Here is a 20,698-nt window from a genome sequence, read left to right as displayed (position 1 = left end):
GCTCCGACAGATCGTCGTGGTTGGTCGTATCCGGCCTGATAACTGAGGTTTATCACCGGGCTCTGACAGTTTTAGCGTCTGGGATACTCCGCCACGGTAGTGCCGAAGCTGCATCCTGCCAAGCGCGTAATCCACAGGCCCTGTGGATTGGCTGTTGATAACGCGGCGTGTCTTGTGCACAGGATGGGGACAAGGGTGTGGATAACGAAATACTTATCCAGCCAATACAGCCCTGACCTGCACATATACCCTCAAAGACCTGTGGAGTAAATGTTTCGGCCACCCAACGTTCATGCTCTACTTGTGTGTTGACAGATGCTCCATGAAGGCCTACGGGGCGAGTTATTCACCTGCTATCCACAGCCTGAGCGCCCAATCCGTCACGCACCGCACCTGCCTCTGGGCCCTCCGACCGGCCTATATACCGACGACTGCACCCTCATTGGCCCCTCCGATCGATGTATGCGCGACCAGGAATGTTCGGGCGGCTCCGTTTCGCTCAGCCGGAGAACAATTCCAGAGCGACGTAGGGCGGTGAGATACTGGTGGCCAACCAACCTTGGGCGGACGACCACGAACCGAGGCGATCGTATGGACCTGCAGCTTCTTGCCGTGGGAGTGCTGTCCGGCGTGCTACTGGCAGGCGGCGCGCTGAGCTATATCTCTCGCCGGGACCGGGGACCACGGGACGGCGCCCCAATGGCCCCGCTGGTCCCTCACACGGCGCAGCCAGTTCTGCCCACGCCGCCAGGGCCAACGACCGCTCGATCATCGCCGCAAACCGCTACCGGGACCTCACCAGCTGTTGCATCGCAGCAGGCGCCGGCCAGCGCCACGCAGGAGGCTCCTGCACCGCCGCCAAGCCGCCCGCACCCCTCCCCGACGCAGGAGGGCGCCGACGCCGCGAGCGAGGCTCTCCGCGCCAATCAGCTTGCAATGCGGGATCCGCAGCAGAGCACACTGGATCGCGTCCAGGCGCTGATGACCAGCCCGGGGTTCGCTCTCCACCTGGCGGAGCAGCTGGACCGGCCGGCACAGGAAGCGGACCAGGAGAAGCCCGCGGACAGCAAAAAGGGACCCCCGCGCTAGGCGGGAGTCCCTTGAGCCGTACGTGAAGCGCGCGCCGAAACTAGTTGGCGACGACGTTCAGGTCAATAACTGCTGAGACGTCGTCGTGCAGGCGGACGTTTGCCTGGTAGGTGCCGACCGACTTGATGTGGGCGGGCAGTTCTACCTTGCGCTTGTCGATGGTGCCGAGGCCAGCAGCCTCAACGGCCTTCGCCACGTCTTCGGCCTTGACGGTGCCGAACAGGCGTCCGGACTCCCCGGCCTTGACGGTCAACTGGACCGGCTTGGCGGAAAGAGCAGCTGCCTGCTTCTGTGCGTCCTCGAGCGTTGCGTGCTCGCGGGCGACACGGGCGGCCTTGATCGACTCGACCTGCTTCTCGCCGCCCTTGGTCCAGGTGAGCGCGAAGCCGCGAGGAAGAAGGAAGTTACGTGCGTAACCGTTCTTGACCTCGACAATGTCGCCTGCAGCACCAAGACCAGTTACTTCATGGGTCAGAATGAGCTTTGCCATTGGGTTGGGTTCCTTTCCTTAACCGCGGCCTGCGCCGGAGTACGGCAGGAGGGCAACTTCACGGGCATTCTTGATTGCCTGCGCAATTTTGCGCTGTTCCTGCACTGTGACACCGGTGACGCGGCGGGCACGGATCTTTCCGCGATCGGAAATGAACTTACGCAGCAACGCTACGTCCTTGTAGTCGATGACTGTGACGTCAGCGGCCTTCAGGGGATTGGACTTTGGTTTGGGCTTACGAAGTTCAGCCTTAGCCATCGTGGTGCTCCTTATGTCTGGTGGAGCCCGCAGAACGATTCTGCGGGATGGGAACTACTTGACGGGTTGCCGCTGCCGAAAGCGGAGCGGTCCTGCCGGTAAAGAAGGGTTAGAAGGGAGGCTCGGACGAGTCCGGGCCGTTGCCCCAGCCGGAGGAATTACCCCCGGAGGAGTTGCCTCCCGCGGGTGCGCCCCACGGATCGTCAGCCGGCTGCTGCGCCTGCTGACCACCCTGCTGGCCGCCACCCCAACCTGAGTTGGAGTTGTTTCCGCCGCCACTGTTACCGCCACTGTTGCCGCCGAAACCACTACCGCCGCCACCGCCTGAGCGCTGGGTGCGGGTGACCTTGGCTGACGCGTAGCGCAGGGATGGACCGATCTCGTCCACCTCAAGTTCCATGACGGTGCGCTTTTCGCCTTCTTTGGTGTCATACGAGCGTGACTTGAGACGACCCTGAGCGACGACGCGGGTTCCCTTGGTCAGGGTTTCCGCGACGTTCTCTGCCGCTTCACGCCATACCGACGCGCGAAGGAACAGCGTTTCGCCGTCCTTCCACTCGTTGGACTGGCGGTCGAAGGTCCGCGGCGTCGACGCAATGGTGAAATTGGCCACGGCCGAGCCTGACGGGGTGAAACGAAGTTCGGGATCGCTGGTGAGATTACCGACGACCGTAATGAGAGTCTCGCCTGCCATGGTGCCTCCTACTGTCACAGCCCACTGTGGTGGGCCTGGTCCTAAACTGTGAAGCTAGGCCGAAACTATTCGGCCGAGACCTTCTGCTCCTCGGGACGGATGATCTTGGTACGCATGATCGTCTCGTTGAGGCTCAGCTGGCGGTCAAGCTCGGCAGCGATCGCCGGCGTTGCGGTGAAGTTGACTACAGCGTAGAAACCTTCAGCCTTCTTCTTGATTTCGTAGGCCAGGCGACGACGTCCCCACAGGTCTACCTTGTCTACGGTGCCGCCGCCATTGCGGACGACATTCAGGAACTTGTCGAGCGAAGGCTCAACGGTACGTTCCTCGACATCGGGGTCGATGATTACCATCAATTCATATGCACGCATTTGTGAACCCACCTCCTCTGGGCTAAACGGTCACGGTCTTTCCGTAACAGGAGGTTCTGTTTGCGTTGGCCTGCCTGACCCCTGGTTCCCCTTCCGGGCACCAGTGTCAGCGCAGACTTACCAATGTTACCGGAGATTCCGGGCCCGGCCGAACCGTGTGGATAACCTGCTACGCGGGGGACGTGAAGAACAGTTCGGCGGCACGAGCCAACCAGTGGGGGTCCTCAACGCCGCACAGTTCACGAGCCGAGTGCATGGAGAGCAGGGGGGTGCCGACGTCGATGGTCCTGATTCCGAGCCGGGTCGCGGTCAGCGGGCCGATGGTGGAACCGCAGGGCATGACATTGCTGGAAACGAATTCCTGGTACGGCACCTGAGCTTCGCTGCACAGCCGCGCCCAATACGCTGCACCGGGAGCGTCGGTGGTGTACCGCTGGTTGGCATTGATCTTCAGCAGCGGACCGCCGCCGAGGATGGGGCGGTTCGCCGGATCGTGCCGTTCAGCGTAGTTGGGGTGCACCGCGTGGCCGGCGTCGGCTGAAACGCAGAAGGAGACGGCCAGTGCCCGTCGGCGTTCTTCGGCGTCCGCGCCCAGCCCACCCGAGATGCGGTGCAGTACGTCCTCCAGGAACGGACCGCTGGCCCCGGACCGCGAAGCGCTTCCCACCTCCTCATGGTCAAACGCGGACAGCACGGCGATCGGCCCATCAGTGCCCGGTGCTGCGCCCGCGGCGATCAACGCAACCAATCCGGCATGCACTGAGGACAGGTTGTCGAGCCGGCCAGCAGCGAAGAACGCCCCATCGGCGCCGAAAACTCGACCCTCCTGCGTGTCAGCGACGACGACGTCGTACCCACCGACGTCGCCCGCAGCAATCCCTGCCGAGGCTGCCAACAGCTCCAGGAGGTCCTCGTCCCGGGGATTGCCGACCCCCCAGACAGGGTTCATGTGCTGCTGTTTGTCCAGGGTGAGACCGTCGTTGACCGCGCGGTCGAGGTGGATGGCAAGCTGGGGGAACCGCAGGAGGGGTGCTGTGGACACGAGGTGTTCGACGCCGTCGTGGGTCACCAACCGGCCGGCGAGCGCCAGTTCCCGGTCGAGCCACGAGTTAAGCAGTGGGCCGCCGTAGATCTCGACGCCGGCCTGCAGCCAGCCATGCCGGCCGGTGGTCGGCTTCGGCTTTAGTTTGAACCCGGGCGAATCGGTATGCGCTCCCAGGATGTGGAACCCCGTGAGAGGTGAGGCGTTAGCAGGAGTCACCCAGGCGATGAGCGCGCCGTCGCGAACCACCAGGAATTTGCCCGCCCCCGCGGCCCACGCGTCGGCTTCGTCCAACCGGACAAAACCGGCGGCCTCCAGCCGGGCGGCGCCTTCGGCTGCGGCGTGGAAACTGGACGGTGAGGAGCCGATGTAGGCACCGAGGTCGGTGATGTGCTGAAGGGCGGTCATGGAATCGAGCCTACAACCTCAGTAGTCCTGCCCCTGGCTGGGGACCACCAGGCCCGATTCGTAGGCGTAGACCACCGCCTGCACCCGGTCCCGCAGGTGCAGCTTGGTGAAGATCCGCCGCACATGGGTTTTCACCGTGGCTTCGGAGAGGAAGAACTTGTGGGCCAGTTCAGCGTTGGAGAGCCCTTCAGCGATGGCCCCCAGGACCTCCCGTTCCCGGGGAGTCAGGTCCTCCAGCAGCGGATCGGGCGGCGGTGGGGCCGCCTGGGGTGGCAGCGACCGCACGTAGGTTTCCAGCAGCCGGCGGGTCACCCGCGGAGCCACGACAGCGTCACCGCTGGCAACCACCCGTACCGCGTGAACCAGCTCATCCGGGCCCACATCCTTGAGGAGGAAGGCTGACGCACCAGCCTGAAGTCCCGCGAACGCATACTCGTCAAGGTCGAAGGTGGTCAGGATGATGATACGCGCGCAGGATCCCGACCCGGTGATGAGCCGGGTCGCTTCGATTCCGTCCATGATGGGCATCCTGACGTCCATCAACACGACGTCCGGCGTGAGTGACGCCGCGAGCCGCACCCCTTCGGCGCCGTTGGATGCTTCGCCGACGATTTCGACGCCGTCTTCACCCTCGAGGATGAGCCGGAACCCCATGCGCAGCAAGGGCTGGTCGTCGACGAGGAGGATTCTGATGGGGTCGCTGGTCGGCGGCTCGCCGGCGGTAGGCTCATCGGCCATCAGCTGATCAGGCACTTCGGACATATGGCGCTCCCCTGGTGGTGGATTGGTCCTCGGGGATCATCAAGCGTGCGTCAACCACCCACCCACCCTCGGGTCCCGGACCGCTGGTAACAGTCCCGCCGTAGATGGAGGCCCGCTCCTGCATTCCGGCAATTCCCTGCCCCGAACCGACGGAGACCACCGGGCCCATACTGCCGCGGCCGTCGTCGGACACCCGTACCCTGACCAGGGTGCCGGTACGGGTGATCGCCACGTTGACGGTGGTGACGCTCTTGCCGTAGCGCAGCACATTGGTCAGGGATTCCTGGATGATGCGGTACACGGTGAGGTGGAAGGCAGGGTCGTCGGGCAGGCCCGGGCCGGTGAGCCCCAGGCGGATGGGTAACCCGGCCACCCGGAACCCGTCGAGGAGAGCTGACAGCGACCCGGCGGCCGGGAGGGGCTCGCGGGGTGCGGCGTCGGGGCTTTCGCGCAGCACCCCGAGCACCCGGCGCATGTCGGCGAGCGCCGTCCGTCCGCTGGTCGAAAGTTCGTCAAGCACCTCCCGGGCGCGGTCCTGGTCCCGCTTCATCACGACGGCGGCCCCGTCGGAAAGCGCGATCATCACGGACAGGGAGTGCGCGACGACGTCGTGCATCTCCCGGGCGATCCGGTTGCGTTCGGTCGCTGACGCCAGTTCGGCGTTGCGGATGGCCCAGTCGCGCAGGGCCGTCTCATGCTGGCGGTCCCGGCGGGTGGTGACCCCGAACCCGATCGCGAGGAAGTACCACATCAGGACGAAGCCCATAACGATCCAGATGAGGTAGGGCGCCTCTTCGACGAACAATGCGTCGACAAACCAGAGGGGGGCGATGGAGAACAATGCCGCTCCGGCGAGGGCCCAGAGGGCAATGCGGAAGGGATGCCGTACCGCCACCGCGTAGAGCGCAAACCACACACCGATCCCCACGCTGGCCTGGCCCTCCGAGGTGAAGAGGCTGATCCATTCCAGACCCACGAGGACACCCAGGACAATCAACGGGCGATCCCGGCGCCAGAAGAGGACCACCCCCGCCGTGACGACCGGGATCAGGGCCAACCACTGATCGAACATGACGGTGGCGACGATCGCCTGCGGCAAGCTGGTGGCGAGATAGACCAGGACCACCAGGGCGTCGGTCACCCGGGGGTGGCTGCGGAAATAGCGGCGGAACGGACCGAGCCGTCTCGCGTTGATCTCAGTGAAGGAGACGGCGGCCGTTCGCTCCACCGCCCCCTCCACCAAGGCTTTTTCACTCATGGAGTGAGCTTATCTGTCCGGTATGGACGGGCTGGTTATACGTCCCGCTTCTTGGTGACCAGCAGGGAAACCGCCAGCATCACCAGGGCCCATGCGCCGAGCACCAGTGCACCCTGCCACTGGTCGAGTGCGCCGTCTGCGATGGTGATGGCGACCATCTGTTCACCGGCGCTGCTGGGAAGGAAACGGGCGGCGTCGGGGACCCAGTCGGCGATGCCCGCCAGGAGGGTGGCGACGAGGATCGGGAGGATCAGGAGCAAGCCGATGGTCGTGACGACGCCGCCAGCCGTGTTGCGGAGCAGGGTGCCGATCGACATGGCGATCACGGCCATCAGTGCGAGCACCGACCCGGTGTTGATGATGTGCATCAACACTCCCTCGTCAGCCAGCCCGAACTCGAGTTCCGAGGGGGTAAGGATGGGCTGTGCGATGAGGTAGCTGACCAGTGCGGAGCCGGCGCCGACGACGAAGGCCACGACGGCGAACACCAGCTGCTTCGCGAGGAGGGCAGGAATACGTTTGGGGACGGCGACCATCGTGGAGCGAATCATTCCCGTGCCCCACTCGGAGGCGATCAGGACCACCCCGAGCGAACCGATGAGTAGCTGTCCGAAGATCAGCCCGGAGCCTGGGATGGTGTTGGTGATTGAGGTGGCGTCCGGCGCTCCCTGCATTTGCGCGGCCATCTCCGGGTCCCCCTGAAGATCCAGCAGCACCGTGGTCTGCCAGGCGAAGAGGGCGGCGAGCCCAATCATCACCACCACCGTGATGGACAGCATGATGACTGTGGACGGGACGGTGACGAGTTTGATCCATTCCGACTTCAGGACCCGCATGAAGTTCACGCCACTGCCCTGGGTGGTACGGCGCGGCGGCGCTGTGACTGCTGTGTGAGACATGGCTACTTTCCTTCCCCGACGCCGGCGGCCTGAGCTGTCTGCGGGAGGTCATGCGAGTGGTACTCGACTGAGTCGTTGGTGAGCTGCATGTACGCCTCTTCGAGGGACGCCTGCAAGGGGGTCAGTTCGTAAACCAGCACCCGGTGGTCAAGTGCTGTGCGGGCGATCCGGTGGGAATCCGCTCCGGTGACCTCAAGTAGTTCGGGTTCCAGCTGCTTCGACGTCACGCCGTCGCCGGCGAGCGCGCGGATCAATTCACTTGGGTTGTCGGTGCGGACCCTGGTGCGGGTCTGGCCCTGATCGGAGATGATCTGCTCAATGGGAGCGTCAGCGATGATCCGCCCGCGCCCAATCACAATCAGGTGGTCGGCGGTCAGTGCCATTTCCGACATCAGGTGGGACGACAGGAACACGGTGCGCCCTTCGGCGGCGAGGCCTTTGGCGAGGTGGCGGACCCACTGGACGCCCTCGGGGTCAAGTCCGTTGACCGGCTCGTCCAGGATCACCGTGTGGGGGTCGCCCAGCAGGGCACACGCAATGCCGAGGCGTTGGCCCATACCGAGGGAATACCCACCGACGCGCTTCTTGGCGACGGGGCCCAGCCCGGTCATTTCGATGACTTCCTTGACCCGGCTGTTGGGAATGCCATGGGTTGCCGCCATGGCGCGCAGGTGGCTGTAGGCGGTGCGTTTGGTGTGGACGGCTTTCGCGTCGAGGAGGGCGCCCACTTCACGCAGTGGCGCCCGGTGTTCGGAGTAACGCCTGCCATTGACGGTCACGTTCCCGGCGGAAGGGTTGTCCAGTCCGACGATCATCCGCATGGTGGTCGACTTGCCGGCACCATTGGGGCCGAGGAAACCGGTGACCTTGCCGGGGTGGACTGTGAATGACACATGGTCCACTGCTGTCTTGGAGCCATAGCGCTTCGCCAGGCCTTGTGCCTCAATCATGGCTACGTCCTTAAAATTGCGTGGTGCCCGTTGCTGGGCCTTCCTCTACCCTACGGACTGCTGTCCGCCCGGTCGCCGCTCCTTGGGATGATGTTTGGCTCCTCCCGGTACACCTTTCGGATGAGGACCAGCCGGATTCCTCCGTCTACGCCGTGTTGCGGCGCAGGGTAAACGAGGCGAGGGTCAGCACAGCAAGCACGATGACCGCGAGGGCCAGGACGTCATTCCACATGGCCTGGGTGGCGTCGGTATGGGCGGCGATTTCCAGCAGCGCATCGACTGAGAAGGTCAGCGGGAGCACGTTGGAGACCGCCTCAAGCACCTCGTTCATCCGGTCGCGGGCCACGAACAACCCGCACAACAGGATCTGCGGCACCACCACCACCGGCATGAATTGCACTGCCTGGAACTCGGTGCGGGCAAACGCAGAGCAGAGTAGGCCCAGGGCAACCCCGAGCACTGCATTGACCACAGCCACCAGCACCACCAACGCGGGGCTGCCAGCGATGTCCAGGTCGAAAATCCAGTAGGCCACCCCGGTGGCAACCATCGCCTGCAGGGCTGCCATCAGCGAGAAGGCAAGGGCGTAGCCGAACAGCAGGTCAGCCTTGTGCATCGGGGTGGTCAGCAGCCGTTCGAGGGTTCCCGAGGTGCGTTCCCTGAGCATGGTGATGGAGGTGACCAGGAACATGACCACGAAGGGAAAAATGGCCAGCATCATCAGGCCAACCCGGTCGAAGGTCCTCGGCGCCCCGGCCGGAACAGTCTCGTTCTGGAACAGGAAATACACCAGGGCGAGCAGGAGGCCCGGCACCACCAGAATGAGCGCGACGCTGCGCGGGTCGTGCCGGAGCTGTCGGAGCACCCTCTGGGCGGTGGCGAGCAGACTCCGGGGATTCACGCCGCGCCCCCTGCACTGGAGTCGGATTCGGCGTCACGGATGAGCCGCAGGAAAGCTGCCTCAAGATCGTCGGTCTCCGCCTGTCGTCGCAGGTCATCGGGGGTGAGGTGCGCGAGGAGGCGGCCGCCGCGGAGGAGGCTGAGGATATCGCAGCGCGCGGCTTCCTCCATCGAATGGCTGGAGACCAACAGGGTGGTGCCATGGGCGGCGAGGTCGGCGAAACGCTGCCATAGGTCGACCCTGAGGACCGGGTCCAGGCCCACGGTCGGCTCGTCGAGGATGAGCAGACGTGGCGCTGCCACCAGGGCGCAGGCCAGGGAGACGCGGCTGAACTGGCCGCCAGAAAGGTCCGATGCCTTGCGTCGTGCGAGCTCGGTCAATCCGACGGCGGCGAGCGCTTCGGTAGTATCGGTGCGCTTCCTGCCGTGCATGGCCCCGAAGTAGCTGACATTGGCCTCGACGGTGAGGTCGGCATACACGCTGGGGGCCTGGGTCATGTAGCCCACCTCGCGGCGGAGGGTTGGGTCGCCGGCGGGCCGGTCCAGGACCGACACGGTGCCGAAGGTGATGCGCTGCACGCCGACGATGGTCCGCATCAGCGTGGTCTTCCCACTGCCCGAGGGCCCGAGCAATCCGGTGATCCGGCCTGCGGGAACGCTAAAGTTGACGTCCTTCAGGACATCACGTTTGGCGCGCGTCACGGTCAGGGCTGAAACCTCGACGGCGCTGCGCCGACCGGTCTGCTGCGGTGCCATGATGGCTCCTGACCTTCATCTGGCCCAGAAACTGCCCGGAGGGTCAGGATGGCCGGGCAGAACCGGCAATCCTGACCCTGGGGGCCGTTTCTGGAGCTTTCAGCCCTTACCGGGAGCTGATTGACTCAAACTTCCTGATGCACAGCGGCACGAAGATCAGCAGCATCAGCGCAATCCCCACAAAGATGGTGATGAACGGGTTCTCCAACGTCCAGGCGGTGGGCGGCGGGAAGTCCGGATTGGTGTTGCCGAACAGTTGCCGTGCCGACTCCACCAGGGCGGAGACCGGATTCCACTCCGCAATGTTCTTGAGCACCTCCGGCATGGTGTGGATGGGAACGAACGCGTTGGAGATGAAGGTCAGCGGGAACAGGATCATGAAGGACGCGTTGTTGATGACCTCGGGGCTACGCACGCTCATGCCCAGCAAAGCCATCACCCAGCTGAACGAGTAGCTGAAGAGGAGCAGAATTGCCACGCCGCCGAGGAATCCCCAGACCGAGGTGGTGACCCGCCAGCCGACGATCCAGCCGGTGCCCATCATGATCAGCATCGAGATGCTGTTGATGACGAGGTCACCGTTGGTGCGGCCGATCAGCACCGCAGCGGGGCTCATGGGCAGCGTGCGGAACCGGTCGATGATGCCATCCTTGAGGTCCTGTGCCATGGCGGCTCCGGAAAATGTTGACCCGAAGATGACCGTCTGCGCAAAAATACCCGCCATCAGGAAGTTGGTGTAGTCAGAGACATTCATTGCCCCGCCGTACACCTGGCTGAACAGCAACACGAACATGATCGGCTGCAGGATGGTGAAGACCAGGATCTCGGGTACCCGTTTGATCTTGATCAGGTTCCGGCGGGTGGCAATCCACCCATCGGAAAGCAGTTGACCGGCCGGAGTACCGATGCTCTCGTAGGTCTGCTTGGTGAGGACACTCATTTGGCTTTCTCCATTTCGGCTGCGTCGGCGTCCTGCTCTTGTTCGGCGGTGTGACCCGTCAGCTTAAGGAACACATCGTCGAGGGTGGGACGACGCATCCCGGCGTCGTGCAGCCCAATACCTGCCTGTCCGAGATCCGCGAGCACGTACTGCAGGGCGCGGGGACCGTCAGTGACGGCTACTTCAACGCTACGGCGGTCGCTGGACACCCGGGCTTCGCCCTCACCGTGGCGGGCAAGAATCTCGCTGGCGGTGCCGGCGTCCGCCTCGTCAATAAGTGCCACAACCACGCGATGCCCACCGATCTGCGCCTTCAACTGATCGGAGGTGCCCTCGGCAATGACTTTGCCGCCGTCGATGACCGCAATATCGTCGGCGAGGTGATCGGCCTCCTCGAGATACTGGGTGGTGAGCAGCAGGGTGGTGCCGTCATTGACCAGGTTCTTGATGATTTGCCAGAGAGCCAGCCGGCTCCGCGGATCGAGGCCCGTGGTGGGCTCGTCGAGGAAGAGGATCTTGGGGTTAATGACCAGCGCGCCGGCGAGGTCGATCCGGCGGCGCATACCGCCGGAAAAACCCTTGACCGGGCGGTTGCCGGCCTCGGTGAGCTCAAACTGGTCGATCAACTCCTGGGCGCGACGCCTCGCCGTCTTGGCGCCGAGGTGGTACAACCGGCCCACCATTTCTAGGTTTTCGAATCCGGTGAGGTTCTCGTCGACCGCGGCATACTGCCCTGACGCCCCAATGATGCGACGGGCGGCCCGGGGGTTTGAGAGCACATCGATGCCGTCGACAAACGCCGTACCCTCGGTGGGCTGAATCAGCGTGGTCAGGACCTTCACAACGGTGGTCTTGCCTGCACCGTTGGGACCGAGCAGCGCCTTGACGGTGCCCTGGGGCACCAGCAGGTCCAACCCGTCCAGCGCATGGACGGGGCCGCTCTTCGACTTATAGGTCTTTTTCAGACCCCTGGCCTCAATAATTGTCATGCGACCAAGCTTATGGTTCGGCAATGACGGCAGGTAACAATCGAGGACAGCTTTTGACCTGATCTAGTCCTGAACGTCGCCGTTTACCCGACTCGGGCTCAGCTGACAGGGGTTCCCGGGTGATCCACTTCGATGCGGCGCTCGGCGGCGGCCGGCGCCACCAGGAACGAGGCGAGCACCGCCACCCCCACCACCAGCAGTGCATTGCGGATTCCCACGATGTCTCCGAGGAACCCAAGCAGGGGCGGGCCGGCGAGGAAGGCCATATAACCAATGGTGGAAACCACTGACACCCGGGCGGCCGCGTGCCGTGGCTCATCGGCCGCCGCAGACATGCCCATCGGGAAGCCCAGTGCTGCACCCGCCCCCCAGAGCACTGCGCCGACGCCAGCGAGTGGAACGGTGGGGGCGAAGACGAAGAGCAGCAGACCGACCAGCGACGATCCGAGGCTGATCTGTAGCACCCTGACCCGACCGTAGCGGTCAATCAGGCCGCCGCCCACAAACCGGAAGAGAGTCATTGCCGCTACAAACACGCCGAACATCACGGCGCCGGTGGCCTCACTGGATCCCAGCCCGTCAACGGTTGCTTTGGCGACCCAGTCGTTCGCTGCACCCTCGGTGAGCGCCGCACCCAGCACCACGAGCCCGATCAGCAAGGTCCGTGGTTCCAGCCAGGCGCCAAACCGGCCGGGCTGGGGACTGTCGGGGTGCGCCTCCGCGTGGGAGATTTCCGGCAGGAAGTAGCGGGGCACCCAAAGGGCCACCACCAGCACCACTGCCGTCACTCCCAGCAGGTGGTAGGACAGGTCGACGCCGAGCAGCGACAGTCCGGCGCCCACCATCGCTCCGACAAAAGCTCCGCCGCTGAATGCCGCGTGAAACTTGGGCATGATGGTTCGGCGCAGGCGGTGTTCGACGTCGGCACCCTCAATGTTCTGCGCCACGTCCCACAGGGCCACGCCGATCCCGAAGAGGAAGAGGCCGGCCGCGGTGAGGGGGACCGACGTCGTCGTCAATCCAGCGGCGATGGTCATGGCAGCCAGAGCCGACACGACGCCCCCGATCCGGACCGTGTTGGCAACTCCTACCCGGCCGGCGACGCTTCCCGCGAGGGGAAGGGCGAGCACCGATCCAGCCGCCGCGGCCAACAGGAGTGCCCCGGTTTGGCCGTCGCTGAGGCTGAGCGTCGAGGACGCCGCCGGGATGCGGGCCGCCCAGCTGGCGAAGACCAGGCCGTTGAGCCCGAAGACGGCGAACGTCGCCCACATTGCAGGAGTCACATTAGTTTGCACCAGTAAACCGTATGCGCAATCGCCGCGGACGGTCTACAGCGGTCACTTTGCCTTGGACACAGGTGGGCGGGACGGGTTCAGCGGTCCCGCTGCACCCGGCCCTCGTCCCAGACCGGTTCCTCTGTTTCGTACACTTTGCCGTCGGATCCGAAGACCATGAACCGGTCGAAGCTGCGGGCGAACCACCGGTCGTGGGTGACGGCCAGCACGGTCCCCTCGAAGGCGTCGATGGCCTTCTCGAGGGCCTCGGCTGAGTGCAGGTCGAGGTTGTCCGTGGGTTCGTCGAGTAGCAGCAGTGTCGCGCCCGAGAGTTCCAGCAACAGGATCTGCAGCCGGGCCTGCTGCCCGCCGGACAGGGAGTCGTAGAGTTGCTCGGCCTGTCCGGCCAGGCCATAGCGGTCCAGGACGCCCGACGCCGCCTCCCGCGGCAGTCCCGACCGGTGGTCGTCGCCGCGGTGCAGGATGTCCAGGAGGGTGCGGCCCAGCAGGTCGGGCCGGACGTGGGTCTGCGCGAAAAACCCTGGTCTGATCCTGGCGCCGAGCTTCACCGTCCCTTCATGGGGCACGGGAGCGATGCTGACCTCGGAGACGGGTTCGTGTTCCTTCTCCGGGTCGGTGCCGCCGCTGGCCAGCAGTCGCAGGAAGTGGGACTTGCCCGAGCCGTTGGAACCGAGCACTCCGACCCGGTCACCGAACCAGATCTCCGTGCTGAATGGCTTCATCAGCCCGGTGAGTTCAAGCTTCTGCGCGACGACGGCACGTTTGGCCGTACGTCCGCCTTTGAGCCGCATGGTGACGTTCTGCTCGATCGGAATCGCCTCGGGCGGACCTGCTTCGAGGAACTTTGCCAGCCGGGTCTGGGCCGCGTGGTACCGGTTGGCCATGTCGGACCGGAACGCTGCCTTGTTCTTGTACATATTGACGAGCTCTTTGAGCTTGAGGTGCTCCTCGTCCCAGCGCCGGCGAAGTTCCTCAAACCTCAGGTTCCGGTCGGTGCGGGCCTGCAGGTAGCTCTCGAAACCGCCCCCGTGGATCCAGCTCGACGCGCCGAGCGCCCCCGGCTCCAGGGTGATGATGCGGGTGGCCGCGTTCGCCAGGAGTTCCCGGTCGTGGCTGACGAACAGGACTGACTTTTTGGATTCGTTGAGCTTCGCCTCAAGCCAGCGCTTGCCGGGGACGTCGAGGTAGTTGTCCGGTTCGTCGAGGAGGAGCAGCTCATCCGGCCCGGAAAACAATGCCTCGAGCACCAACCGTTTCTGCTCACCGCCTGACAACGACGAAGACGCACGGTACTGCGCCCGGGCGTAGGGCACGCCGAGTGCCGCCATGGTGACTTCGTCCCACGTGGTTTCCAGCTCGTACCCGCCGGCATCACCCCACTCGGTGATCGCGTGGGCGTAGCGCATTTGGGTGGGTTCGTCGTCGTTCTCCATCATCGCGAGTTCGGCGTCGTCGACCGCTTTCGCGGCCTTGGCGAGCACCGGCGGTGCGGCAGACACGAGGAGATCCCGGACCGTTGTTTCATCCCGGACCTGCCCCACGAACTGACGCATGATGCCCATGTTGCCGGAGCGGGTGACTGCACCCTCGTCGGCGGTGATATCCCCGGCGATGATGCGCAGCAGGGTGGTCTTTCCGGTGCCGTTGGGGCCGATCAGGGCCGTTTTGTGCCCGTCGCCCACCTTGAAGCCGACGGCGTTCAGCAGTTGCCGTCCGTCGGAGAGAAAGTAGTCAATGTTGGAAACATCTAGATGAGCCACGGCTTAAGTCTGTCATCCGGGGGCAAACCCGCCCCCACCCACCCCACGGCCGTGGCAGGATGAACCGATGACCAGTGCTGCTACTCCAGTTCGGCCACAAAGAGTCCTCTTTTATGGGGTGACTGGGGCAGGGAAGTCCACCGTCGCCCACCGGTACGCGACGGCGACGGGCCTCCCCGAGCTGTCGGCTGATGACCAGATCGGGTGGCTGCCCGGGTGGACCGAACGCGATCCGGAGGATCAGGCCCGGCTGGCGAGCAGCCTGACAGCCGGCGAGCGCTGGGTCCTCGACACCGCCTATGCGAAGTGGTCGGGCCAGGTGCTCCCCCGCGCAGAACTGATCGTCGCCCTGGACTACGCCCGGTGGGTGTCGCTGTCGCGGCTGGTCCGGCGCACGCTTCGCCGGGTGGTCCGCGGGGCGGAGGTCTGCAACGGCAATCGGGAGTCGGCGCGCAGGACTGTAGCCCGGGACTCCATTCTGGTGTGGCACTTCAAGAGCTTCCCCCGAAAGCGGGCGCGGATCCGGAAGTTTATCGACGACGGCGACGTGCCGGTGCTGCGCTTCACCCGCCCACGGGACCTGGAACGGTGGCTCCGACAGGTCGAGAGCACCTCCAACTCCCACTGACGCCTGCTCCTCCAACCACTCTGCCCCACCCCCACCACCAGGGTTGAGTCAACACATATGACAGGTTTCACGGCGAAAACACGTCATATGTGTTGACTCAACCCAAAGTGGGACGGGGTGGGGGAACCTGAGAAGGGCTAGGAGGACACCGGAGCGGACTCGACGAGCGAGTTGGCCTGCGCCACCCGTCCCAGCCAGCCGAGGCTCGGCTTGGGATGACGCTCGAAAGTCTCGGCGTCCCAGCCGATCAGGCCGAAGGTTGGCTTGAAGCTACCCCATTCGTAGTTGTCCAGGGCGCTCCAGTGCAGGTAGCCGCGTACCTCGATACCGTCGGCGATGGTGCGGGCCACGCCTTCCAGGGCGCCCCGCGTGTAGTCGATCCGGCGGGAGTCGTCGCCGGTCGCTATGCCATTTTCGGTGATGTAGATGGGCACACCGTTGCGTTCCCAGGAGTTGCGGATGCCGTATTCGATAGCTGACGGGTAATATTCCCAGCCCGTCAGCGTGCGCTCGGCGTCGTCGTCGATCGGCAGTGGCCCGTCAGCGCCGACCTTCGTCCGGGTGTAGGCCTGGACCCCCACCCAGTCATCGCCGGTCGAAGCTTCCAGGAAGACATGCTCGCGTGAGCGACCGTACTCCTCGGTGACGCCGTCAGCACCGGGCTCCGCCTGATACGCCTGGGTGGCAACCGACCAGCCCGCCTGCTTGCCCGCGCCCTGGAGAATCTCTACGGCCCGGCGGTGGGCGGCTATGAGGTTCGCGGTGACCTCGGGGTTGCCAGCCGGGAGCCCCACGGACGGGAATCCCTGCTCAGGATCGGCCAGTACGGACACCATATTTGGCTCGTTGATGGTGCAGACCAGGTCCACACCCTCCAGCACGGGCAGCGCATGCTCCACATACCGTGCAAAGCGCTCCACCGACCCGGAATCCTTCCAGCCGCCGGCGCGGGCGAACCAGATCGGGTTGGTGAAGTGGTGAAGGGTCACCATGGGGGTGAGGCCGAGTTCGAGGGCGGTAGCCACCATCCGGCGGTAGTGGTCCAGTGCCGCCCGGGACACGAACCCTTCCTCGGGTTCAATCCGCGCCCATTCGATGCTGAAGCGATACGACGTCAGGCCAGCGTCGGCCAGCAGAGTCATGTCCTCGCGGTACCGGTGGTAGCTGTCAGCGGCGTCCCCGCTCGGCGCCTCGACCGGCGCACCCGGGAGGTGGCCATGCTCGCGCTGCCACCAATCGGAGTTGACGTTGCCGCCTTCGATCTGGTGCGCCGCTGTGGACGCACCCCACAGAAACCCGTTTGGGAAGTTCATAGGTTGACTACTTTCCGCCGGCGTCAGCCGGCTATTTGATGCCTGTCAGCGCGATGCCCTGCACAAAGTACTTCTGCAGCAGCACGAAGATGAGAAGGATGGGGAGAACGACGACGACGGCGCCCGCCATCATCAGCCCGTACTCGGCGGCGTTCTGACCGACCGAGTAGAGGGCCAGTGCGACGGGGAGCGTGTAACGGTCCTCGCTGGTGGCCACGACCAGTGGCCAGAGGAAGTTGTTCCAGGACGCCAGGAAGGTAAGGATCGTGAGGGTGGCCACCGCTGGCCCGCACAGGGGCATGATGACCCGGAGGAAGATCCTCCACTCGCTGGCCCCGTCAATGCGTGCCGCCTCGATGAGCTCGTCGGGCAGGCTCAGCATGAACTGCCGCATCAGGAACACACCCAGCGGTGCGATCAGGAAGGGCAGGATCAGCCCGGGGTAGGAATTCACCAGCCCCAGGTTCGCCGTGAGGACGAAGAGCGGCACAAAGGTCACCACTCCGGGCACCATCAGGGTTCCCAGGACCAGGATGAAGAGAACCTTCTTGCCTGCGAACTCAAGCTTCGCCAGGGCGTACCCCACCATTGAAGAGAAGACGATGTTCCCGGCGGTGACGAAAATAGCCACCACCAGACTGTTGGCGAAGAAAGTGGCAAAATCCAGCCGCACGAACAGTTCGGTGTAGTTGTCCAGGGTGGGCTCAAGCGGCCAGAAGTTCAGCGGATACTGGCGGATCTCGGCATTCGTCTTGAAGGATCCGAGGATCATCCACACGAAGGGCAGGATCATCGCGATCATGCCGAGTACAAGCACCACGTACAGCCACACCTTGGGCCGCTGCCGCATGGGCGACCGGCGGGGCCGCGTTTTGGTGACCAGCGCGATCGGCGGGACAGTTGAAACTGCCATGTCAATCCTTCTTTCCGAGCAGCCGGAACTGGATCAGCGACAACACGACGATCGCCAGGAACAACACGTAACTGGCCGCCGAAGCGTAGGAGTAGTTGCCGAACCCGAACTGGTCATAGGTGTACATGGCGGTGGACAGGGTAGCGTCCAGCGGTCCGCCGCTGGTCATCACGTAGGCCTCCTCGAAGAACTGCAGGTATCCGATTCCCGTGATCACCGCAGCGAAAAGGATTGGAGGGCGCATGGCCGGCAGCGTGATGTTCCAGAACCGCTGGATGGAACTGGCGCCGTCGACCATTGCCGCCTCATGATGCTCCCGCGGAACTCCCTGCAGGCCGGCCAGGAAAATTACCATCAGGGTGCCGATATTCCGCCAAACCGCCATGGCGATCAGGGATGGCAGCGCCCAGAATTCGTCCTCAAGCCAGTTCGGCCCGGCGATTCCAAAGACATCGAGAAACCCATTTAATAAACCATCGGGTTGCAGGATGAAGCGCCAGACGATGGCCACAGCAACAATGCTCGTCACAACGGGAGCGTAGTAGCCCACCCTGAAGATGGTGCGGAACCGGGCGATCCCGCTGTTGAGGGCGAGGGCCACCAGCAACGCCAGGGCCATGGTCAGCGGAACACCGACCAGCACAAATACCGCAGTATTCACCAGTGATCGAACGAACCGGGGGTCGTTGAACAGCCCAATGTAGTTCTCGAGCCCCACAAAGTTCACGCCGAAGGGGTTGCGGAGATCCCGGGTGGTGAGATCGGTGAAACTCATCGCCAGCGAGGCCAGGATCGGGCCCGCCATGAAAATGATGAAGAGGATCAGGAAGGGGGCTGCGAAGCCCCAGGCGATGAGCGTCTGGCGGTTCCGGCGCGAGCGCGGTTTGCGCGCTGGCTTACGCTCTCGCGCCGGAGCGTCGCCAGCCGTTGCCGATGGGGCGGAAGCCACTGTTAGAGGCCCGTCCCGATGCTTTCGGCCTGGCTCTGGATGGCGGCCAGCGCCTCATCAACCGTGGTGTCCCCGCGGGTAACCTTTTCGAGTTCCTGGTCGATCACTGCAGAGACCTGTGCCCACGTGGGGATGGCCGGTGGGGCCTTCGAATCTTCCAGCTGGGCCGCGAAGACGCTCAGGTTGGGGTCATCGGCGAAAGTTGGGTCCTCGTAGGCTGCCTGCACACTGGGAAGGGTGGTCGAAATGCCGTACCACTCCAGCTGTGTCTCGGGTTCGCCGAGCCACCTCACGAACTTCCAGCTGGCATCCCGGTTTTCGCTGTCGTTGAACACGGCCAGGTTGCCACCACCGGTGAAGCTGGTCTGTGACGCGGCGCCGGGAACCATGGCGACGTCGAACATGTCGGCAAATTCCTCTCCGCCCTGCTCCTCCAGGAGACCGACGTGGAACGGGCCACTGAAGAATGAGCCCACCTCACCGGAAATGAACTTCTGCTCGATTTCGCCGGTTTCAAGACGCACTGGGTCGGAAATCCCGTCTTCGAAGAAGCTCGCGTAGTACTCGAAGGCTTCTTTCCACTCGGGGGTCTCGAAAGTGAATTCGGTGCCGTCCTCATTCATGATGTCGCCACCCTGCTGCCAGACGAAGGGTGCAACGTACTGCCAGGAATCAAACCCACCGGGCGGCAGTGACACGCCAACCTCAGCACCTTCGGACTGCAGTCCCTCGGTGAAGGTCTTGAATTCGTCCCAGGTGGTGGGGGGTTCCACACCTGCGGCCTCGGCCATATCGGTGCGGTAGTACATGGCGCGGGTGTCCACGTACCAGGGGATACCGTAGGCGACGTCGTCGACCACTGCCGTACCCCAGGACCCTTCGAAGAAATCGGATTCCTCGACCAGGCCCTCGGGGGTCGGCTCCAGTGCTCCTGTGGCGGCGAACTCGCCCACCCAGGTGGTTCCCAGCATCGAGATATCAGGGGTTTCTCCGCCGGCGATCGACGTTGCGATGCGGTCGTGGGCGCTTTCCCACGGGACGGGGGTCACGTTGATGGTGACATCGGGGTTCTCGTCCTCAAACTGGGACGCCAGCTGGTCGAGCACTTCACCTTCGTTGCCCATCGCCCAGATGGTCACTTCCCCGGTGGCGGGGGCGTCATCTATTGCGGCCCCCGCTTCGGCGGCGGCGTCGCCGCCCTCCTCGCGTCCGCATCCTGTCAGTGCGAGCGCGCCGATAACAGCTACCGCGCTCCATGATCGCCATTGATTCATAGTGTTGCCTCCAGTGGTGGTGTGGAAAGCTCCGCACGAATTAGGGGGTTCGCTGCCGGAGTTCGTTGCAAAGCTACCATAAAAACCTTACATGCGGAAGGTTTTTATTTCCGCTCATGCGATAGGTTTTTGTTCATGACTATCTCCCCGGACCGGAAACGCGGCAGCTACGCCAAAGGCCAGGCCAAGCGGCAGGAGATTCTGGATGCCGCGCTGGTGGTCTTCGGGCGGAGCGGCTTCCACAGCGGATCCCTGCGGGAGATCGCCAAGCGCGTTGCCCTGACCCCCGCCGGGCTGATGCATCACTTCGCCAGCAAGGAAGAGCTCTTCACCGAAGTCCTCCGACAGCGGGATGAGCGGGTGAAGGAGGCGGCCGGCGATGTCGCCGAAGACACCCTCCTGCAGCAGATGCGGCGCGTGGTCTCCTACAACCAGACCACGCCCGGGCTGACCTCGCTCTACACGGTGATAGCGGCCGAGGCCACCAACGGCGATCACCCGGCCCACGAGTACTTCGCCGCCCGCTATGCCGATCGGGCGGAGCAGACAGCGAAAATTCTCGCCGACGCGCAGCGTGATGGCCTGGTGCGCAGCGACCTGGATGTCCACCACGCCTCCCGGCTGATCGCCGCGGTCATGGACGGACTACAGCAACAGTGGCTGCTTGACGAGTCAGTGGATATGACCGGAGTCTTCGACGAGTTTGTCCGTGGGTACTTCCTGGTTCCCGACGCCCGTTAGGGGCCGGGAACCAGGACGA

At 64.2% G+C, this 20,698-nt stretch carries 22 protein-coding genes; 3 read left to right on the top strand and 19 right to left on the bottom strand.

Annotation, left to right across the window (positions count from 1 at the left end; genetic code table 11):
- The first annotated feature begins 591 nt into the window (after positions 1-591).
- Entirely contained in the window at positions 592-1,089 is a 498-nt protein-coding gene (locus tag IWX62_RS02120) for a hypothetical protein (protein WP_196839691.1), read from the top strand.
- 40 nt (positions 1,090-1,129) lie between these two features.
- Here the strand turns inward: IWX62_RS02120 and rplI are convergent, their stop codons facing one another.
- From rplI to IWX62_RS02045, 15 genes are all read right to left on the bottom strand, one after another.
- Positions 1,130-1,579: a 50S ribosomal protein L9 gene (gene rplI / locus IWX62_RS02115; RefSeq protein ID WP_196839690.1), complete on the bottom strand. Its 450-nt coding sequence runs from the start codon at positions 1,577-1,579 to the stop codon at positions 1,130-1,132.
- A gap of 18 nt (positions 1,580-1,597) precedes the next feature.
- Positions 1,598-1,837, bottom strand: coding sequence for a 30S ribosomal protein S18 (rpsR, locus tag IWX62_RS02110; RefSeq protein WP_005273147.1), 240 nt, complete (start codon positions 1,835-1,837; stop codon positions 1,598-1,600).
- A 109-nt stretch (positions 1,838-1,946) separates the two neighbouring features.
- Complete coding sequence (locus IWX62_RS02105; protein WP_196839689.1) at positions 1,947-2,531, bottom strand: single-stranded DNA-binding protein; 585 nt, start codon at positions 2,529-2,531, stop codon at positions 1,947-1,949.
- A gap of 65 nt (positions 2,532-2,596) precedes the next feature.
- Positions 2,597-2,902, bottom strand: a complete 306-nt coding sequence (rpsF, locus tag IWX62_RS02100) for a 30S ribosomal protein S6 (RefSeq protein WP_196839688.1) — start codon at positions 2,900-2,902, stop codon at positions 2,597-2,599.
- A gap of 169 nt (positions 2,903-3,071) precedes the next feature.
- Entirely contained in the window at positions 3,072-4,352 is a 1,281-nt protein-coding gene (locus IWX62_RS02095; RefSeq protein WP_196839687.1) for a M18 family aminopeptidase, read from the bottom strand.
- 18 nt (positions 4,353-4,370) lie between these two features.
- Positions 4,371-5,090: a response regulator transcription factor gene (locus IWX62_RS02090; RefSeq protein ID WP_333483168.1), complete on the bottom strand. Its 720-nt coding sequence runs from the start codon at positions 5,088-5,090 to the stop codon at positions 4,371-4,373.
- Between the two features lie 7 nt (positions 5,091-5,097).
- Positions 5,098-6,372 (bottom strand): sensor histidine kinase, encoded by a 1,275-nt coding sequence (locus IWX62_RS02085; RefSeq protein WP_196839685.1) that lies wholly within the window; start codon positions 6,370-6,372, stop codon positions 5,098-5,100.
- A 35-nt stretch (positions 6,373-6,407) separates the two neighbouring features.
- Positions 6,408-7,271: an ABC transporter permease subunit gene (locus tag IWX62_RS02080; protein ID WP_196839684.1), complete on the bottom strand. Its 864-nt coding sequence runs from the start codon at positions 7,269-7,271 to the stop codon at positions 6,408-6,410.
- A 2-nt stretch (positions 7,272-7,273) separates the two neighbouring features.
- Positions 7,274-8,221, bottom strand: coding sequence for an ABC transporter ATP-binding protein (locus IWX62_RS02075; protein ID WP_196839683.1), 948 nt, complete (start codon positions 8,219-8,221; stop codon positions 7,274-7,276).
- A gap of 145 nt (positions 8,222-8,366) precedes the next feature.
- Positions 8,367-9,122, bottom strand: a complete 756-nt coding sequence (locus tag IWX62_RS02070) for an ABC transporter permease (protein WP_196839682.1) — start codon at positions 9,120-9,122, stop codon at positions 8,367-8,369.
- Positions 9,119-9,877 (bottom strand): ABC transporter ATP-binding protein, encoded by a 759-nt coding sequence (locus tag IWX62_RS02065; RefSeq protein ID WP_196839681.1) that lies wholly within the window; start codon positions 9,875-9,877, stop codon positions 9,119-9,121. Before IWX62_RS02065 ends, IWX62_RS02070 begins: the two co-directional genes overlap by 4 nt.
- Positions 9,878-9,983: 106 nt before the next feature.
- A complete protein-coding gene (locus IWX62_RS02060) occupies positions 9,984-10,817 on the bottom strand; it encodes an ABC transporter permease (RefSeq protein ID WP_196839680.1) in 834 nt (277 codons plus the stop codon).
- Positions 10,814-11,806, bottom strand: a complete 993-nt coding sequence (locus IWX62_RS02055) for an ATP-binding cassette domain-containing protein (protein WP_196839679.1) — start codon at positions 11,804-11,806, stop codon at positions 10,814-10,816. The genes IWX62_RS02060 and IWX62_RS02055 overlap by 4 nt, the downstream gene beginning before the upstream one ends.
- 98 nt (positions 11,807-11,904) lie before the next feature.
- Complete coding sequence (locus tag IWX62_RS02050; RefSeq protein ID WP_196839852.1) at positions 11,905-13,077, bottom strand: MFS transporter; 1,173 nt, start codon at positions 13,075-13,077, stop codon at positions 11,905-11,907.
- A 101-nt stretch (positions 13,078-13,178) separates the two neighbouring features.
- On the bottom strand, positions 13,179-14,861 hold the full coding sequence (locus IWX62_RS02045; protein ID WP_196839678.1) for an ABC-F family ATP-binding cassette domain-containing protein: 1,683 nt from the start codon (positions 14,859-14,861) through the stop codon (positions 13,179-13,181).
- 118 nt (positions 14,862-14,979) lie between these two features.
- On the opposite strand from IWX62_RS02045, the gene IWX62_RS02040 reads away from it, so the two are divergent.
- Positions 14,980-15,489, top strand: a complete 510-nt coding sequence (locus IWX62_RS02040) for an adenylate kinase (protein ID WP_333483144.1) — start codon at positions 14,980-14,982, stop codon at positions 15,487-15,489.
- Between the two features lie 137 nt (positions 15,490-15,626).
- On the opposite strand, the gene IWX62_RS02035 is transcribed toward IWX62_RS02040, so the two are convergent.
- The 4 genes from IWX62_RS02035 to IWX62_RS02020 are packed head-to-tail and all read right to left on the bottom strand — an operon-like array spanning position 15,627 to position 19,938.
- Positions 15,627-16,802 carry a glycoside hydrolase family 1 protein gene (locus IWX62_RS02035; protein ID WP_196839676.1) on the bottom strand — a complete coding sequence of 392 codons (1,176 nt, stop codon included), beginning with the start codon at positions 16,800-16,802 and terminating at the stop codon, positions 15,627-15,629.
- A gap of 31 nt (positions 16,803-16,833) precedes the next feature.
- Entirely contained in the window at positions 16,834-17,715 is an 882-nt protein-coding gene (locus IWX62_RS02030) for a carbohydrate ABC transporter permease (RefSeq protein ID WP_196839675.1), read from the bottom strand.
- A gap of 1 nt (position 17,716) precedes the next feature.
- The gene (locus IWX62_RS02025; RefSeq protein ID WP_196839674.1) at positions 17,717-18,664 is read right to left on the bottom strand and encodes a carbohydrate ABC transporter permease; all 948 of its coding nucleotides are present in this window, start codon (positions 18,662-18,664) and stop codon (positions 17,717-17,719) included.
- A gap of 2 nt (positions 18,665-18,666) precedes the next feature.
- The gene (locus IWX62_RS02020; RefSeq protein ID WP_196839673.1) at positions 18,667-19,938 is read right to left on the bottom strand and encodes a sugar ABC transporter substrate-binding protein; all 1,272 of its coding nucleotides are present in this window, start codon (positions 19,936-19,938) and stop codon (positions 18,667-18,669) included.
- A gap of 135 nt (positions 19,939-20,073) precedes the next feature.
- On the opposite strand from IWX62_RS02020, the gene IWX62_RS02015 reads away from it, so the two are divergent.
- A complete protein-coding gene (locus tag IWX62_RS02015) occupies positions 20,074-20,679 on the top strand; it encodes a TetR/AcrR family transcriptional regulator (RefSeq protein ID WP_196839672.1) in 606 nt (201 codons plus the stop codon).
- Positions 20,680-20,698: the final 19 nt, after the last annotated feature.

It is taken from the genome of Arthrobacter sp. CAN_A1 (assembly GCF_015751665.1).
Classification (GTDB): domain Bacteria; phylum Actinomycetota; class Actinomycetes; order Actinomycetales; family Micrococcaceae; genus Arthrobacter_D.
Note: the sequence above shows the minus strand (reverse complement) of the source record. Positions and strands in the feature narration are given on the sequence as shown.

Excerpts from the sequence above, each read along its gene's own strand:
- IWX62_RS02085 (WP_196839685.1), bottom strand. The coding sequence starts at position 6,372 with ATGAGTGAAAAAGCCTTGGTGGAGGGGGCGGTGGAGCGAACGGCCGCC.
- IWX62_RS02035 (WP_196839676.1), bottom strand. The coding sequence starts at position 16,802 with ATGAACTTCCCAAACGGGTTTCTGTGGGGTGCGTCCACAGCGGCGCAC.
- IWX62_RS02090 (WP_333483168.1), bottom strand. The coding sequence starts at position 5,090 with ATGGCCGATGAGCCTACCGCCGGCGAGCCGCCGACCAGCGACCCCATC.
- rplI (WP_196839690.1), bottom strand. The coding sequence starts at position 1,579 with ATGGCAAAGCTCATTCTGACCCATGAAGTAACTGGTCTTGGTGCTGCA.
- IWX62_RS02020 (WP_196839673.1), bottom strand. The coding sequence starts at position 19,938 with ATGAATCAATGGCGATCATGGAGCGCGGTAGCTGTTATCGGCGCGCTC.
- IWX62_RS02030 (WP_196839675.1), bottom strand. The coding sequence starts at position 17,715 with ATGGCAGTTTCAACTGTCCCGCCGATCGCGCTGGTCACCAAAACGCGG.
- IWX62_RS02095 (WP_196839687.1), bottom strand. The coding sequence starts at position 4,352 with ATGACCGCCCTTCAGCACATCACCGACCTCGGTGCCTACATCGGCTCC.
- IWX62_RS02080 (WP_196839684.1), bottom strand. The coding sequence starts at position 7,271 with ATGTCTCACACAGCAGTCACAGCGCCGCCGCGCCGTACCACCCAGGGC.
- IWX62_RS02065 (WP_196839681.1), bottom strand. The coding sequence starts at position 9,877 with ATGGCACCGCAGCAGACCGGTCGGCGCAGCGCCGTCGAGGTTTCAGCC.
- IWX62_RS02055 (WP_196839679.1), bottom strand. The coding sequence starts at position 11,806 with ATGACAATTATTGAGGCCAGGGGTCTGAAAAAGACCTATAAGTCGAAG.
- IWX62_RS02050 (WP_196839852.1), bottom strand. The coding sequence starts at position 13,077 with ATGTGGGCGACGTTCGCCGTCTTCGGGCTCAACGGCCTGGTCTTCGCC.
- IWX62_RS02015 (WP_196839672.1), top strand. The coding sequence starts at position 20,074 with ATGACTATCTCCCCGGACCGGAAACGCGGCAGCTACGCCAAAGGCCAG.
- rpsF (WP_196839688.1), bottom strand. The coding sequence starts at position 2,902 with ATGCGTGCATATGAATTGATGGTAATCATCGACCCCGATGTCGAGGAA.
- IWX62_RS02060 (WP_196839680.1), bottom strand. The coding sequence starts at position 10,817 with ATGAGTGTCCTCACCAAGCAGACCTACGAGAGCATCGGTACTCCGGCC.
- IWX62_RS02075 (WP_196839683.1), bottom strand. The coding sequence starts at position 8,221 with ATGATTGAGGCACAAGGCCTGGCGAAGCGCTATGGCTCCAAGACAGCA.
- IWX62_RS02120 (WP_196839691.1), top strand. The coding sequence starts at position 592 with ATGGACCTGCAGCTTCTTGCCGTGGGAGTGCTGTCCGGCGTGCTACTG.
- rpsR (WP_005273147.1), bottom strand. The coding sequence starts at position 1,837 with ATGGCTAAGGCTGAACTTCGTAAGCCCAAACCAAAGTCCAATCCCCTG.
- IWX62_RS02105 (WP_196839689.1), bottom strand. The coding sequence starts at position 2,531 with ATGGCAGGCGAGACTCTCATTACGGTCGTCGGTAATCTCACCAGCGAT.